The organism is Brevundimonas sp. FV2ps16, assembly GCF_058681075.1.
Window position 1 is genome coordinate 1,773,474 of sequence record NZ_CM178728.1, and the last position, 15,838, is coordinate 1,789,311.

Sequence of the window (15,838 nt, forward strand, 5' to 3'; positions counted from 1 at the left end):
GTGCGTGCGTTCGGCAAGCTCCCTGCCCACCCTTGATCCAGTCGCTTCGGTCGCCATGCGTCGCTTCCCGCAAATTATCTTGTTTTTTGCAAGTTTTCACAAAAGTGAGCGCCGCGCCACCGCCGGTGTGTCCCGAAAATCCCGTTTTAGGCACTCAAAGCGCCCGGGTGTGGCTAAGAGGGTGTGTGCAAGGTTCTGCAAATATGATGTGGACAGGTCAAGCGAACGGCTTGGCGCACTGGCCGGTTATTTCTGTCACAGACCGCATCTATGGCCTGACGCGTGCGTCAGGATAACTCCGCCATAGGACTTCGGGTCGAAACCGCCGCAGAGGCCGACGGGGGGCTTGAACATATCGACCTCTCCGATGCGGATTGGCGTGCGGTTCGGCATGCGGTTTTGGTCTATGTTCGGCGTCGCGGTCATTCGCAGGATGTCGCAGAAGACGTGGCCCAGGAATGTCTGACCAAGCTTCTGCACTATACGCGCCAAGGGCAGACGGCGAGCCTTTACGCACTGGCGTTCAAGATCGCGGCCAACAGCCTCATCGACCGCTTCCGCGGTGATGTTCGATACGGGTCGGCTGTCTCGGAGGCTCACCCCTGCGGCGAACCCCTGCCGGACAAGGTCACGTCGGACCGTCAACGGCTCGCCCGGCTCTCCGCCGCCCTTGAACGGCTTCCACCGCTCAGGCGTGCGGTGCTGCTGCGGCGACGGGTAGACAACCAATCGATCGCGCGAATAGCGGCTGACATGAACCTGTCGACGGCCGCCGTCGAGAAACATGTCGTGCGAGGGCTTTCAGATTTGCGCAAAGCGATGGAAGACGGGGAAGAATTCAGAGGATCGTCCCGTGACGCCCAGTGAAAAGGTGAGAACCGAGGCGGCCTTCTGGGTTGAACGGATGAACCGTCCGGCCTTCGACGCACGAGACGGCACCGCCTTCGACCAGTGGATGCGAAGCGATCCGGACAATCGGGAAGCCTTCGCCGCCATGGCCGCGCTCTGGGACGACGGATTTCCAAAGCCGGACGCTGATCTGGCGTTGTTGGACAACTCACGACCAATCTCTTCAGATCGACGCGCCGTGCGACGGCGCTGGGTCGCCGCATCGCTCTTCGGCGCTTCAGCGGCCGCGCTCATCGCGGGCGCCTTCATTTCCACGGCCTGGCCACGCAGCTATTCAAGCCTGCCCGGACAAGAGCAGGCGATTCATCTGGCCGATGGCTCGACCGTGCACCTTGGGGGCAACAGTCGGATCGACGTGCAGTATCTGCCTTGGCGGCGTACGATCCGGCTGGAACGCGGCGAGGCGGGATTCGACGTTTCGCACGACACAAACCGTCCCTTCAATGTCGATGCCGGTCAGGTCGATGTTGTCGTCCTCGGCACCGCGTTTCACGTTGATCGGCTGGCCAGGGGGCGCGTCGGCGTCGCCGTCGTCCGCGGGGCCGTGGATGTCAGAACGGACAAGGGCAGCGACCGGCTGGCGGCCGGCCAAGCGGTTCGGGTGACTGATCGCGGTATCGGGCGCGTCGCCATGCAGGTCGAAGACAGCCAATGGTCGTCCGGCTGGTTCGTCGCCCGCAATATTCCCCTGTCCGACCTGATCGAGAAACTTCGACGCTACAGCACGACGCCGATAGAAATATCCGACGCGAAATCTGAAAACATGATGATCGTGGGGCGTTTCAATGTCGAAAAGCCCGAGTCCGTCCTGAATGGTATCGAAACCTCGTACGATATAAGAATTATTCGACGTGCCGGGGTCATCTATATTTCATCACCAAACTGAAACATAAGCGACGCGAAAACTTACATAATCTCTTTGTCCGGGTTGTTCGGTCCGGACCGTTTTCCCCTCGAACCAACTCGGGGGACTTCATGCGAAACGGCCTTATCCTTCTTCTCGCCTCGACGGCGATCGTGCCCATCACGGCTTCGCCGGTGCTGGCGCAGACTTCCGTCGAACAAAGCCGCACCTACCAATTCAACCAACCTGCCCAGGATCTGGAGTCGGCCCTGCTCGCCTTCTCCCGCGTGACCGATCTGCAGATCGCGTCATCGGCCGCCGATCTCCAGGGTCTTCGCGGCGCGCAGCTGAACGGCGCCATGACGGCCTCAACCGCCCTGAATACGCTGACGCGCGGCCTGCCCGTCAGCGTCCGCCTCTCGGGTCGCACGGTTTCGGTGTCTCGCGCCCAGGGCGCCTCTGCCTCGGCGGCGACGCCGCTCACGACGTACCCGTCGGTCCAGACCGGCTTTCCCTCGGAAACCATCGCGGCGCTCGACGAGATCGTCGTGACGGGCTTTCGGTCCAGCCTGGGCCGCGCCCTGTCGCGAAAGAAGGCGGCGACGGGATCGCAGGAGGTCATTCTCGCCGAAGACATCGGCGCCTTTCCCGACCAGAACCTGGCGGAAGCGCTCCAGCGCGTTCCCGGCGTCGCGATCACGCGTGACAGCGGCGAGGGGCGGCAGATTTCACTGAGGGGCCTGGGCCCCGACTTTACCCGCACCCAGTTGAACGGGATGGAGGTGCTCAGCAACACGGCCTCGGGGCTGGACAGTCGAGGCGGCGCCAGCCGCTCACGGTCTTTCGACTACAGCGTCTTCGCGTCCGAGCTCTTCAATCAGGTGGTGGTCGAGAAGTCCTACGCCGCAGAACAGGACGAAGGCGGCATCGGCGGCACGGTGTCGCTGCGAACCGCCAAGCCCTTCGACTACCGGGGCCGCACCTTCGTCGCCAACGCCAAGGTCCAGTCGAACCAGTACACCGAGACGCCGGGACCGCGGCTCGTCGCGCTGGCGGCGGACCAATGGGGCGACTTCGGCGCACTCGTGTCGGTCGCCTACAGTTCGGCCGAGACGGTCGAATGGGGCTATCGCAACTGGAACTGGTCAAAGATGAACTTCGGCGCAGCCAACGTCGGCCCCGGCGTCTCGGCGGAAGATCGCGCCATACTGGTCAACGCCACGGGCGCCAACCGGGCCTGGAACTCGCGCGCGCAGACCTACGGCACCTGGTTCAACGAACGGGAGCGGATCGGTTTGACCTCGACGCTGCAGTATCAGCCCAGCGACAAGACGGACGTCACGCTCGATCTGCTCTACGGTCAACTTAATAACGAACGGGACGAGCACGTGATCGGCAACGCCGGTACCAACGGTCTGTCCGCCAATGACGTGCGGGGCACCCAGGTGCTCCAGTCCGTCACCCTCGATCAGTATAACAGCATCACGGACGCCGTCGTTTCCGGCGTCGATGTCCGGTCCGAGTCCAAGCCGACCGTCGATCAGACCGAATTCTGGCAGGCGGCGCTGAACGGACGCACCGAGCTGACGGATGATCTGGAGGTCTCCGGCCTCCTGGGGTGGTCCAACTCGAACTTCGACTCCAACTGGCAGCGCGTCTATCTCGAATCCGTCGGTCACACGGTCTCTTTCAGCGGCCTGGACACGGACACGCCGGTCAACACCTACGACTTCGATCCGAGCGATCCGGAAGCATGGGATCTGCAGTCGATCCAATGGCGCCGCGACCACGTCGAAAGCGAATTCTACACCGGCGAGGCCGGGCTGAAGTGGCGGGCCAACGATAGCTCGACCGTCAAGGCCGGCGCTTCGTTCAAAAGATTCACCAACAGCGGCTTCCGGTACGACGCGAGCGCCAACTACGAAAATCGCAATGTCCTGGCGTCGATCCCGACGATGCTGACGAACCATTCCACCGCCTTGCCCTATGTGGTCGGCGATGTGGCGGCGGTCTTCAAGGCCCTGGGACAGGACGGAAGCCTCGACGCCCGAAACCTCTCGACGGGAACCAACTACTCTGTCGAGGAGCAGACCGTCTCGGCCTTCGGTCAGTACGATCTGGACACCAATGTCGGGCCCTTCGGCCTGCGCGCCAATATCGGCGTGCGCTACTACGATACCGAACTGGTCTCCATCGGGTCGTCGGCCACAAGCGCCGGCCTGGTGCCCGTCGAAATCACCAATCGTTATGACGGCTTCCTGCCGGCGCTGAACATCGCGCTGGACGTCAGTCCCGAACTGGTCGTCCGTTTCAGCGCCAACCGGAACATCAGCCGCCCGGGCCTGGGCGACCTGAGCGCGGCTGCGACAGTGCGCGTTGCGGGCTATGGCGGCACGATCAGCGCGGGCAATCCCTATCTGACGCCCTATACGGCCGACTCCTTCGAGGGCGCCGTCGAATACTACGACGGCAAGCGCGGCTATCTCGGCCTGGGCGTCTTCCACAAGGAGATGAAGTCCTTCGTCACGACCGAGACCTCCACCGTGCCCTACAGCGAGACGGGCTACCCGCTCGACCTGCTTGAAGAGGGCCAGGACGGCTCTGTCGTCTTCAACTTCACCCGTCCTGTTAACGGTCCCGGCGCGTCCATCCAGGGCGTCGAGCTGTCCGGTCGTCGTGATTTCGACTTCCTGCCGGCTCCGTTCGACGGCTTTGGCGCATTGGCCAATGTGACCTACGCCGACGGAGCGACGGACGTCTTCTACAACAGCGTCCCTCACAAGCTGTCCCTGGTGGATCTGTCCAAGTGGTCCTACAACGCCACCCTCTACTATGACAGCGAGCGGGTCGGCGCGCGCGTGTCGGTGGCGTCGCGTTCGCGCTATCGCAAGGGCAACGGCGGCAACGACAACATCGGCGAGTATTTCGCGCCCTCGACCGTGGTCGATGCGACGGCCTACTACAACGTCACGCCGACGGTGCAGATTCGGGTCGACGGTCTCAACCTCACCGATGAATCCGTGATCCAGTACGCCGATACGGACGCGCGTCGTCTGATGACCAGCACGGTCAGCGGCCGGACCCTCTCCATCGGGGCCTCCATCCGCTTCTGACGCTGCTGCAGGCGGCCGCACCCGTCGCGGTGCGGCCGCCGATCAGCGACCTCGTGACGACCTTGGCCCTGACGGATCCATGACCCACTCCTTCTTCGATCGGCGCGGCCTTCTCCTGTCCGGTTTTGGCCTGAGCCTCGCCGCGACAGGCGCGAGCGCACGGACGTCGGCCGCGCCGTTGCGATCCGATCCTTTCACCCTGGGCGTAGCGGCCGGCGATCCGTCGGCGGACGGCTTCGTCATCTGGACACGGCTCGCCCCGAACCCCCTTGTTCAGGATGGCGGCATGGCGCCGGCGGACGTCGAAGTGGGTTGGGAGGTGGCCACTGATCCGGCCTTCCGTCGGATCATCCAGCACGGCCGCGGGGTTGCGCGGGCGACTCTGGCCCATTCGGTCCATATCGAGGTCGGCGGCCTGCCGCCCCACACCCGCTGTTGGTACCGGTTCTTCGCGCCTGGAAACCTGCCGAGCCCCGTCGGGTGCGCGCGAACGCTTCCGATGGCCGGGTCTGTCGTCGATCAGGTGCGATTGGCCTCGGTCGGCTGTCAGGATTTCGAGCGGGGCTACTATACCGCATATCGCCATCTGGCGGCCGAGCCGGAGCTCGACGTCGTCTTCCACTACGGCGATTATATCTACGAGTTCGGTCCCCGGGAACAGGGCGTGGTGCGGCGCCACTGGGGTGGGGAAGCGATGACGCTCTCGGACTATCGCCTGCGTTACGCCCAATACAAGCTGGACCCGGATCTGCAGGCCGCTCATGCAGCCGCAGCCTTCGTCATGTCGTTTGACGACCACGAGATCGACGACAACTGGGCGGCCGAGTTCGGCAAGGACGGCGGGCCTCCTCACCTGTTTGCAGCGCGCAAGGCTGCGGCCCTTCAGGCCTGGTACGAGCACGTCCCCGTTCGCCCTCGCGTGCGACCGGGCCGCGCCGGGGCGCAGGCGTTTCGTCGGTTCGATTTCGGTCGTCTGATGCGGATGCACGTCCTGGACACGCGCTCCTATCGGAGCCGCCAGGAATGCGAGGGCGCCGGCATGACGCCGCTGGACCGCGGCGCCTGCAAACCCCCTTACGCGCCCTCCCGCACGATGTTGGGCGCCGAACAGGAGGCCTGGCTGGACGCGGGCCTAAGCGCCGACTTCGGCTGGAACTTCATCGCCCAGCAGGTGATGATGATGCCCTACGACACCCGCAAGGACGGGGAGACCGCCGTCCGGCGTAGCACCGACAACTGGAACGGCTATCCCCAGGCGCGCCGCCGACTGGCCGATGGCGTCAAGCGAAAGGGGCTGACCAATGTCGTAATCGGCAGCGGAGACATGCATCAGAACGTCGTCGGGCATGTCCCCCAAGATCCTGATGATCCTGCATCCGCGCCTCTCGCCAGCGAGTTTCTGGCGACGTCGATTTCATCAGGGGGAAGCGGGCGCGCGCGCCATGCAAATGAGCTGAATGTGCTGGACAACAATCCGAATGTTCAACTGCTCAACAATCAGCGCGGTTACCACCTGCACACGGTCGCTCAGAACAACTGGACGGCCGACATCAAGGTCCTGGATCAGGTCGACAACCCGGAAGGGCGACTGACCACCCTGGCGCGCTTCCTGGTCGATCCACGCAATCCCAAGCCTGGCAGGAGCTGACTCGGCGGCGAACCCGCGCGCACGTTCGAGGCATTTCGACCGCAGATATTCGAGAAATGCGGCGGGCCTGGGGGAGGGGGCTGGGGGTTGAAACCCCAGGCCGAGAAATTTGCCAGACGGCCTGTAAGCCGGGTTTTGTTCCGCTCGTGAGAGCGGCGACGATCATTCCTCTGGACCGTCCATTGCTGAACGGTTCTCGCGACCTACCCGGACATCTGAGGCGGTGAGCCCCGCAGGGCGAACCCCGCGCGATGTCCCTATTTGGTCTTGCTCCAGGCGGGGCTTGCCATGCCGTCCCTGTTGCCAGGCACGCGGTGGGCTCTTACCCCACCCTTTCACCCTTACCGGCCTCGCAAGGCCGGAGGTTTGCTTTCTGTGGCGCTATCCCTCGGGTCGCCCCGGGCGGAAGTTATCCGCCGCCTTTTCACCGTGGAGCCCGGACTTTCCTCGACGGACGCAAAGTCCGCCGCGACCGCCCAGCCGTCTGGCGGGGGCTAGATGCGCCGCCGCGTCGCGCAGGTCAACAACAAGCTGGACGACCGTCTGGCGCAGTCGATTGACCGGGGCGGGTCGCCGTGGCTGATGAGCGTGTCGGAGGAGGGGGCGGGCATGACGAATGGACAGTTCAATCGAGGCGCCCGATTGCTGCTCATCTTCGGCGCCGCCTCGCTGGCGGCGGTCGGCGTCGGCGCGCTCGTTTGCGTCGCCGGCGGCGTGCCGACGGGATCCTGGGCGCGAAATCTGGCGGCTTGGCTGATCGGCGCCTTGGCCGCGGCGGGGCTGGCGGCGACCGTGCGGTTCGCTGTCCTGGCGGTCGTGCCTTGGCTCGCGGTCGCCGGGCTGGCGGCGACCTTCTTCAATCCTGCTCAGGACGGCGTGCATCGCTGGGTCGACGCCGGGCCGCTGCACGTCAATGTCGCCATGGTCGTGCTGCCGTGTGCGGCGGTCGCCCTGGCGATGGCGGCGGATCGCTGGACCGTCTGGGTCGCGGCCTTCGCCGCCCTGGTGCTGCTGGTCGCTCAGCCGGACGCCTCCCAGGCCACGGCCCTGGCCGGGGTGATCGCCCTGGTCGCCGCCCTCAGGCTGCATAACCGCTCCACAAAGGCCGCGGCCATGGTCGGCGCCGGCTTGCTGGCCATTCTGGCCTGGACACGGCCAGACCCGCTTCAACCGGTTGCCGAAGTGGAGGAGATCGTGGGGATGGCCTTCGGCCTATCGCCCGCCCTGGGTGGTCTGACGTTGATCGCCCTGATCGCCTTCGTCGCGGTTCCAGCCGTTCTGAGCCGGTCTGACGATAGATTGCGCCTGGGCGGCGGAGCGCTGAGCCTCTGCCTGGCCTTGTGGGTGGCCACGCCGATCTTCGGCGCCTTCCCCATCCCCCTCGTCGGGGTCGGCATGAGCCCCATTCTGGGCGCCTGGCTGGGCGTGGGCCTGTTGGCCGCACTGCTCCGCAGACCGCCGCCTAGTCCAGCACGCCAGTGACGCTCTCGACGCTTGCCAGCTGCAGCAAGCCGACCAGGCGGGCGCGGGTTTCGCCGTCGGCGACGCCGTCGACGCGGTCGGGACGCCAATGGCGCTGGAAGGCGCGGACGGTGGTCTCGGTCTCGGCGTCATAGTCGCCGCCGGGCGTCAGCCCATAGCCGAGCCGGTGCAGACCGGCGCGCAGAACGACGACCCCGATTCCCTGGTCGCCCTTCTGCAACAGGCCGCCCAGGGCCTTGATGCGTTCGGCGGCAGGTTCAAACCACAGGCCGTGTCCCGCTTCGGCCAGACGTTTCCAGGGGAAGAGTTCGCCGGGATCGGTCTTGCGCTCGGGCGCCAGGTCGGAATGGGCGATGATGCGGTTGTCGGGAATGGTCCAGCGGTCGCGGATATCGCCGATCAGGGCGATGACCGCCGCGATCTGGGCCTCGGGGAAGGAACGATAACCGAACTCGTGGCCGGGATTGACGATCTCTATGCCGATCGAGGCGGCGTTGCAGTCGTCTTCGCCGCGCCAGACGCCTCGGCCCGCATGCCAGGCGCGCCGTTCCTCTGGAACCAGTTGAAAGACGCGGCCGTCTTCCTCGACCAGATAATGGGCCGAGACCTTGGCCTCGGGGTCGCACAGACGCGCCAGGGCGGCCTCGCCCGTCTCCATGCCGGTATAGTGCAGCACCAGCATGTCGGGCGGCGCACGACGCATGTCGAAGTTCGGCGAGTGCGCCGCAATCAGGTCCGTCATGGCTTAAGGCCTCAGCGGCCGTGGCGTTCCCAGCCGTAGGCGACCCAGGTGCCGTCCACCTTGTGCGCCTCGATCACGTCGGGATCCCCGGCGCGACGACGCGGGGCCAGGTTGCGGCGTGTCCGCATGGCCAGACCCGCCAGGAAGACCAAGACCCCGGCGAACAGGGCGATCACCGCGACCGCGGCTGCGGTGAACACTGCCAGGACCGCGCCGACGGCCAGGGCGGCGACGCCGGCGATCAGGCCGGCGATCCACATGATCGAGGCGACCAGGCCGTTGGGGCGGCGGCGGGCGGCGAAGCCCAGTGTGGCGAGACGTTCAGGCTGGAACATGGGTCATCCTTTCAGGCGCTCCGGAGAACGCCTATCCTTCAATGTCGGTCCATTGGGCCTTGCGGTCAATGGATCGCCCCCTCACGCCTGTGTGCGATGGATCGTCACGCCCATCCTCAGAACATCGGCTGGTCGGCCAGGACGACCGCCCCTTCGCTGCGCATCCGCTCGCCCTCGATGCGGCGCATGACCGCCTGGGCCTGCGGATCGGCCATGACGCCGCCCAGCATGACCAGGGCCTGGGCCGCCTCGCTCTGGACCCCGAACATCTCGGACAGGGCTTCCCAGGGCGACTTCTGCTTGGGGAAATGCTTGAAGCGCACGGACTCCCCGGCGGGGATCTTGGCCAGGGCCTTGGCCTTGGCCACAGCCTCGGTCAGGCCGCCCAACTGGTCGACCAGGCCCAGCGGCAGGGCCTGGGCGCCGGTCCAGACCCGGCCCTTGGCGATCTCACGCACCCGCGCCGGCTCCAGCTTGCGGCCCGTGGCCACGCGCGTGATGAAGTCGTCGTAGATCCGGTCCATCGAGCCGGCGAAGGCGGCGCGCTGCTGGGGCGTGAAGGACTGAGTGGGCGAGAAGGCGTCGGCGTACTGGCCGCCGACCGTCAGGTCGCGCAGGTCCACGCCGAACCGTCCGAGGGCGTCGGCGACCACGAACTTGCCGCCGAACACGCCGATCGAGCCGGTCAGGGTCGAGGGCTGGGCCACGATCCAGTCGGCTTCCGAACTGATCCAGTAGCCGCCCGACGCGGCGTAGGACCCCATGGAGATCACCACCGGCTTGCCGGCGGCCTTGGCCGCGCGCACGGCGGCCAGGATCTGTTCCGAGGCTTCCGGCGATCCGCCCGGCGACGAGACGCGGAAGACGATGGCCTTCACGCTCTTGTCCTTGATCGCGTCATAGATGGCCTCGGCCGTGTCGTCCGAATGGATCGAGGAGCCGCCGCCGAAGCTGCTGGCGCCGCGTCCGGTCACGATGGCGCCCTCTCCGCCGACGATGGCGATGGCGTTGCGGCCCGACCCGGTCCGCTCGCCCTTGTCAGAGGCGTATGTGCTGAACTCGACGATTTCCGCACCGTTGCCGGCGCGACGTTTGATTTCGGCCTCGGCCTCCTCGACCTGGCCGACCTTGTCGATCAGCTTGTTCGACAAAGCCTGTTCTGCCGAATAGGGACCGGCCTCGATCACCGTCTTCAGGGCCGCCGATGTCGTCTTGCGGTCCTGGGCCGCATTGGCCAGGGCGCTCTCATAGAGGGAGGTCATCCAGGCGGTCATGGCCTCGCGGTGCGCGGGGGTATAATCGCTCTGGGTGTATTCGTTGACGGCGTTCTTGTACTCGTAACGTTGCTCAAAATCGGCGCGGACGCCGTATTTGTCGAAGGCCCGTCCCAGGAACAGGCTCTCGGCCGAGAAGCCCGTCGCCTGGAAGCCCGCCGTATTCTGCATCCACAGTTCCGAGGCCGAGGCGCCCACCATATAGGTCGACATCACCGCCCCTACCGGCGCGAATCCCTGGCTGTGGGCGATCACCGGCTTGCCGGACGCGCGGAAGCGGCGGATCGCCTGACGCAGTTCGTCGGCCGTCGCCGGGGTCATGCCCATTTCCGGCAGACGGATCAGCACGGCCTTGACGCTGGCGTCTTCCCCGGCCTGGGCCAGACCATCAACCACCTGGGTCACCGACAGGTCCGAGCCGCCGAAGGCGGCGAACGGATTGCTCGAAGGCTGGTCGCTGATCCTGTCGCGCAGGTCCAGCTCCAGCACCATGGTCGCGGGCGTCGTGGGCTTGGAGGCGCCGGCGATGGCCACGGTCAGCAGCACGACCGGAATGACGACGACGAACAGGATCAGTCCGGTGAAGACACCCAGAACCGTCAGGAAGAATTGCTTCATGGGAGAAGGCGCGCTCGCAAGGGCCGAAATGGCTCGGCTTCACCATAGAGCCGGAACGGTCACCGTCAAATGAACGTCCCGCAACGTAGGCGCGTCCGTTCGGCGCTGCGATTGATGCGGGCTGCGGAAATCCCTATATGAGCCGCCAACGAGCGGGGCCTGTCGCCCTGCGCCATAGACCGGAGACCGCCCCATGCTGGTCACCCTGATGAAGTCCAAGCTGCACCGCGCCACGGTGACCCAGGCCGACCTCGACTACGAGGGTTCGATCGCCATCGACATGGACCTGCTGGACGCGGCGGGCATATTCCCGCACGAACAGGTCGATGTGCTGAACATCACCAATGGCGCCCGTTTCACCACCTACGCCATCGAGGCCCCGCGCGGCTCCAAGGTCATCGGCGTCAACGGCGCCGCCGCCCGCCTGGTCCAGAAGAACGACAAGGTGATCGTCGTCACTTACGGCCAACTGCCCCAGGAAGAAGCCCGCCAGTGGACGCCCAACGTCGTGCTGCTGGACGATGACAACGAGATCAAGCGCGCGGCCTGAGCCCGGCGCGCCGTCACGATGCAAAAAGGCCCGCCGTCGCCGGCGGGCCTTTCTTCATTTTGGATCGCGATCAGCGGGCGATGTCGTAGACGCCGGTGATGTCGATCCGGATCGTCAGCTCGCCGGCGGCGACCGGGGTGCTGGCGTCTTCGCGCATCGCCATGGCGCGGACGGCGAAGACCGGTTGGGGCTCGGGCGAATAGCCGCCGCCTTCGCTCAGGTTGCGGATGCCGGACAGCTGGACGTTCAGGGCCTGGGCGTACAGCTGGGCCTTGGCCCGCAAGGCCCGCACCGCCATCTGGCGCGCCTGGTTCTCGGCCACTGTAGGATCCTTCAGGCCGAAGCTGATGCCGTCGATCTGGTTGACCCCGGCGGCGACCACGGCGTCGGCGGTGGTCCCGACCTTGGTCAGGTCGTTGATCGTCACCGTCACGCGGTTGACGGCCTGATAGCCGCGCAGCTTGGGCGGTTCGTTCTGCACATAGTCATATTGCGCCGACAGGTTCAGACCCGAGGTCTGGACGTCGCGCTCGGCGATGCCGGCGCGGCGCAGGGCGGCCATGACCTGGGTCATGCGGGTCGCATTGTCGCGCATGGCCTGCTGGGCCGTGGGGGCCTCGGTCTGAACGCTGAAGCTGATGGTGGCCATGTCGGGCGCGGCCTTGACCTCGCCATAGGCCGACAGGTTCAGCGACGGCGCGGGCTGCATCATCTGCACCGGCTGTGCGGTCTGGGCCATCGCCGGCGCCGTCGCGCTCAGGGCGACCGCCGCCGTCAGGGCGCTGCCCAGCATCAGGGATTTGAACGCGCTTTTCATGCAGAAGTCTCCGTAGAACGATCCCGACCGACGGGTTCGTCGATCCATGGCCGCAACCTTGGCCTTTTATGCCTGAACCAACGCCCGCGCTTCCATGTCGGTTTCCGTTCATCTTCGTGAAATCGCGGAAACATGCCGCATGCGGACGTGGCTCTTGGCAAGCCGCATCCGCGCCTGCTAGGCGGTTCCTCCCGCCGCGCCGCGCCTTGGTCGCACGTCCTGGGGGCCTGTAGCTCAATGGTTAGAGCCGACCGCTCATAACGGTCTGGTTGGGGGTTCGAGTCCCTCCGGGCCTACCACTCCTCGTTAGAGGTCTGAATAGGCAGGAAATCCAGCAAATCCGGTCCTTCTGAAGCTTGCACTGTGACACAAAACTGTGTCACCGGACGGGAATGGAAGCCGTGCACGGATGCGCTCATCTCTACCGCCGAGGAGCGGTCTATCAGTTCCGCCGGAGGGTCCCGGAGGACGTCTCGGGGGACCTCGGGATCACCCAATGGCGCGAAAGTTTGCACACCCGCGACTTTGAGGAAGCCAAGCGCCTCGCCCGCGAGAGGGGCGTCGCCACCGATGCCTTGATCGTCAATGCGAGAGCGAAGGCGGCCGGTAAGGCGTCCTTGCCGCTAAACAAGGCCGATGCCGCGCGCATGGCGAACGCCTGGATCGGCGAAGTCCTGGAGTTCGATGAGGCGACGCGAACGGGCCGTGGTGAGAGCGGCGTCAGAGGCGCGCATCTGTGGCTGGAGGAAACCGCCCCCGATTATCGACGCGCCCTGGCGACCCTCGACATCACCTCGGTCACACCGGAGGTGGACAAGGCGCTTGCCCAGGCAGGCCTATGGTACCCGCCGGGGGACCCTAGCCGGGAGATACTGGGTCTCGCCCTGCTTCGTGCCCAGGTTCGCCTTCTGGACCTCATGGAGCGCCGTCTGTCGGGACAGGTGGTGGAACCGCCTTCGGAGGCCCCACAGGCGTCCTCAGGGGCCGTAGGGGGCATCACACTCGGCCAGCTCATCACCCTCTACAAGGCCGAGCGCATGGCCTTCCTGAAGCCGTCGCGTATTGGGATCGGGGCCGATTTGACCGCCGGGCCCTATGCCGCCGGCTCGGAGTTGCAGTTCCTCCGCCGGGGTGTTCAGCGAACGGCCCCGCGCCACGCCCTGCGGCAGGGCGTCTTCGGCCTGTTGTTCGCGGTTTCGGTCCGTCATCGGTTTCTCCCTGTTTAAGGACTAAAGCCTCCCAACGGGGTGATGTTCCGCTCCGGATCAGGGCCGCGGGCCAGGAAGCCGCCATGGCTCGGTCTCAGCTTGGTTCGTCCAAAGCTTTTACCCAGGTTTCATCCGTCCAAGCCGGCGCGCGTCCGTTAATCCGTTGTGAATGCGAGACAAGGCAAGGTTCTTCACAGCGTGTGAACAGTTTGTCTGTTCTGTGTATGTTCTTGTGTAAGGGCTGTGCTTAGGCCGTCACACGTCAAGACATGGTTAAGTATCGTTACCCATCCCATTGAGACCCATTTCATCCCATGCTATCCCATTCCCATGATTTGGGGCTGAGAGGCGGGCGCGTCGGGCGTTCGTCAGGGCATCTAGGGGCGGGCCGAAGGGCTCGATGGACAGGGCGTGTTTCTCTCGACCTACGAGAAACAGTTGGACGGCAAGCGCCGTCTCCTGATCCCTAACGATTTCCGCACGACCGAAAACGGCGCCGCTGGCGGCGTGTTCATCTTTCCCTCCATTGAGGCGGACTGTCTGGAAGCGGGCGGCGACCGCCTGTTCGCCGTCTATGCCGAGATGATCGAGTCCCTGCCGTTCGGTTCCGAAGAGCGTTCGGCGCTGGAGTGGCAGGTGATGGGCGAACAGGTGCGCCTGGCCTATGATTCCGGCGGCCGCATCACCCTGCCGGAAGGCCTGTGCGCCGAGGCGGGGCTGGAGGACACGGTCGTCATCGTCGGCCTGAACGACCGGTTTCAGATCTGGTCGCGCGAGAAATGGGCGGCCCGCCGCGCCGAACAGCGCGCCCTGGCCAAGGCCGGCATGGCCCAGATCGGCGCCCTGAAGCTGGCGGCCCAGATGAAGCTGGCGGGAGGCGGATCGTGAGCGACGCGCCCCACGCCCCCGTCCTGCTGGCCGAGGTGATCGAGGCGTTGCAGCCCGGTCCCGGCGATGTCGTGATCGACGCCACCTTCGGCGCCGGCGGCTATACCCGCGCCATCCTCGCGACCGGCGCCGAGGTGATCGGCCTGGATCGCGATCCGACGGTTCAGCCGCATGCCGATGCTGTCGCCAAGGACTTCCCCGGCCAGTTCCAGTTGATCCGCACGCCCTTCTCCGGTCTGGCCCAGGCTTTCGCCGACAGCGGCAAGGCGAAGCTGGACGGCGCCGTCTTCGACATCGGCGTCTCGTCGATGCAACTGGATCAGGCCGAGCGCGGCTTTTCCTTCATGCGCGACGGGCCGCTGGACATGCGGATGTCTGATGAGGGCGACACAGCCGCCGACGTCGTCAACACCTGGGACCACGGTCCCCTGGCCCACATCTTCAAACTGTATGGCGAGGAGCGCCAGTCGGGCCGCGTCGCGACCGCCATCCTGCGCCGCCGCGTCGAGCGGCCCTTCACTCGCACCCTGGATCTGGCCGAGGTGGTCGAGAAGGCCCTGGGCGGACGTCGCGGCGCGCCGATCCATCCGGCCACGCGCGTGTTTCAGGCCCTGCGCATCGCGGTGAACGACGAACTAGGCGAGCTGGAGCGCGGGCTGGAGGCGGCCGAGGCGAGCCTGGCGCCCGGCGGCCGTCTGGCCGTCGTCACCTTCCATTCCCTGGAAGACCGGATCGTCAAGGCTTTCCTGACCGAGCGGACCGGCAACACGCCCGCTGGATCGCGCCACGCCCCCATCGCGATCGATCCGCGCAAGCCCAGTTTCACGCTTCAGTTCAAGGGCGCGCGCGAGGCGGGCGACGAGGAACGTTCGGTCAATCCGCGCGCCCGCTCGGCCAAGCTGCGCGCAGCGATCCGCACCGAGGCGCCGGCCTGGGTCTCGACGTCGGGGAGGGCTGCGGCATGACCACGGCGCCCTTCTTCGACTATTCGCGCAACGCCCTGCAGCGGCTGTTCGACTGGAAGGTCCGCGGCGTGCGCTGGATCGAGATCATCGGCGTGGCCCTGGTCGCGGTGATGATCGTCTCGGTCTATGCGGCCAAGGCGGCGGCGGCGCGCGAAAGCAGCCGTATCGCCCAGCTGGAACAGGACATTCGCGAAAACGGCCAGCGGGTCCGCCTGCTGCGCGCCGAGGTCGCGCGGCTGGAGCAGCCGGCGCGGCTGGAAACCCTGTCGCGTCAGATCGGTCTGGCCCCGGTCGAGGTCCACCGTCAGGCCAAGGAAGCCCAGCTTCCCCAGTTGAAGGCTGCGCCCCAATCGACGTCCCCGTCGACCGCCCAGGCTGCGCCTGCCGCCGCAGTCGCCCCGGACGAAATCGCCGTCGCTGCGCCGGAGGCGGTGCAATGAGCGTT

The 15,838-nt window shown here is 65.9% G+C and carries 14 protein-coding genes, 1 tRNA gene and 1 other RNA gene; 11 read left to right on the forward strand and 5 right to left on the reverse strand.

Going from position 1 to position 15,838, the window contains the following annotated elements; genetic code table 11:
* Positions 1-282: 282 nt before the first annotated feature.
* The 4 genes from ACW170_RS08550 (at position 283) to ACW170_RS08565 (ending at position 6,514) form a co-directional block, all read left to right on the forward strand.
* Entirely contained in the window at positions 283-867 is a 585-nt protein-coding gene (locus ACW170_RS08550; protein WP_492086316.1) for an RNA polymerase sigma factor, read from the forward strand.
* Positions 854-1,795 carry a FecR family protein gene (locus ACW170_RS08555; protein WP_492086317.1) on the forward strand — a complete coding sequence of 314 codons (942 nt, stop codon included), beginning with the start codon at positions 854-856 and terminating at the stop codon, positions 1,793-1,795. Before ACW170_RS08550 ends, ACW170_RS08555 begins: the two co-directional genes overlap by 14 nt.
* Positions 1,796-1,884: 89 nt before the next feature.
* Entirely contained in the window at positions 1,885-4,866 is a 2,982-nt protein-coding gene (locus ACW170_RS08560; RefSeq protein WP_492086318.1) for a TonB-dependent receptor, read from the forward strand.
* Between the two features lie 79 nt (positions 4,867-4,945).
* Entirely contained in the window at positions 4,946-6,514 is a 1,569-nt protein-coding gene (locus tag ACW170_RS08565; protein ID WP_492086319.1) for an alkaline phosphatase D family protein, read from the forward strand.
* A gap of 108 nt (positions 6,515-6,622) precedes the next feature.
* Here the strand turns inward: ACW170_RS08565 and rnpB are convergent.
* An RNA gene (rnpB, locus tag ACW170_RS08570) (RNase P RNA component class A) lies at positions 6,623-7,002 on the reverse strand.
* Between the two features lie 10 nt (positions 7,003-7,012).
* Here rnpB and ACW170_RS08575 point away from each other — a divergent pair.
* Positions 7,013-7,996: a hypothetical protein gene (locus tag ACW170_RS08575; protein ID WP_492086320.1), complete on the forward strand. Its 984-nt coding sequence runs from the start codon at positions 7,013-7,015 to the stop codon at positions 7,994-7,996.
* Here ACW170_RS08575 and ACW170_RS08580 read toward each other — a convergent pair.
* The 3 genes from ACW170_RS08580 to sppA form a co-directional block, all read right to left on the reverse strand.
* Positions 7,977-8,738 carry a peptidoglycan recognition protein family protein gene (locus ACW170_RS08580; protein WP_492086321.1) on the reverse strand — a complete coding sequence of 254 codons (762 nt, stop codon included), beginning with the start codon at positions 8,736-8,738 and terminating at the stop codon, positions 7,977-7,979. The two genes, ACW170_RS08575 and ACW170_RS08580, sit on opposite strands and share 20 nt — an antisense overlap.
* Before the next feature lie 11 nt (positions 8,739-8,749).
* Positions 8,750-9,073 (reverse strand): hypothetical protein, encoded by a 324-nt coding sequence (locus ACW170_RS08585; RefSeq protein ID WP_492086322.1) that lies wholly within the window; start codon positions 9,071-9,073, stop codon positions 8,750-8,752.
* A gap of 116 nt (positions 9,074-9,189) precedes the next feature.
* Complete coding sequence (gene sppA, locus ACW170_RS08590; protein WP_492086323.1) at positions 9,190-10,965, reverse strand: signal peptide peptidase SppA; 1,776 nt, start codon at positions 10,963-10,965, stop codon at positions 9,190-9,192.
* 193 nt (positions 10,966-11,158) lie between these two features.
* Here sppA and panD point away from each other — a divergent pair, with 193 nt between their 5' ends.
* A complete protein-coding gene (gene panD, locus ACW170_RS08595; protein ID WP_492086324.1) occupies positions 11,159-11,515 on the forward strand; it encodes an aspartate 1-decarboxylase in 357 nt (118 codons plus the stop codon).
* A 70-nt stretch (positions 11,516-11,585) separates the two neighbouring features.
* On the opposite strand, the gene ACW170_RS08600 is transcribed toward panD, so the two are convergent.
* On the reverse strand, positions 11,586-12,332 hold the full coding sequence (locus ACW170_RS08600) for an SIMPL domain-containing protein (RefSeq protein ID WP_492086325.1): 747 nt from the start codon (positions 12,330-12,332) through the stop codon (positions 11,586-11,588).
* Positions 12,333-12,555: 223 nt separating this feature from the next.
* Here ACW170_RS08600 and ACW170_RS08605 point away from each other — a divergent pair.
* From ACW170_RS08605 to ftsL, 5 genes are all read left to right on the forward strand, one after another.
* Positions 12,556-12,631 (forward strand) — tRNA-Ile (locus ACW170_RS08605).
* A 93-nt stretch (positions 12,632-12,724) separates the two neighbouring features.
* Complete coding sequence (locus ACW170_RS08610; protein WP_492086326.1) at positions 12,725-13,558, forward strand: DUF6538 domain-containing protein; 834 nt, start codon at positions 12,725-12,727, stop codon at positions 13,556-13,558.
* 393 nt (positions 13,559-13,951) lie between these two features.
* The gene (locus ACW170_RS08615) at positions 13,952-14,428 is read left to right on the forward strand and encodes a division/cell wall cluster transcriptional repressor MraZ (RefSeq protein ID WP_008263595.1); all 477 of its coding nucleotides are present in this window, start codon (positions 13,952-13,954) and stop codon (positions 14,426-14,428) included.
* The gene (gene rsmH, locus ACW170_RS08620) at positions 14,425-15,393 is read left to right on the forward strand and encodes a 16S rRNA (cytosine(1402)-N(4))-methyltransferase RsmH (protein WP_492086327.1); all 969 of its coding nucleotides are present in this window, start codon (positions 14,425-14,427) and stop codon (positions 15,391-15,393) included. The genes ACW170_RS08615 and rsmH overlap by 4 nt, the downstream gene beginning before the upstream one ends.
* Complete coding sequence (ftsL, locus tag ACW170_RS08625) at positions 15,390-15,833, forward strand: cell division protein FtsL (RefSeq protein ID WP_492086328.1); 444 nt, start codon at positions 15,390-15,392, stop codon at positions 15,831-15,833. The genes rsmH and ftsL overlap by 4 nt, the downstream gene beginning before the upstream one ends.
* Positions 15,834-15,838: the final 5 nt, after the last annotated feature.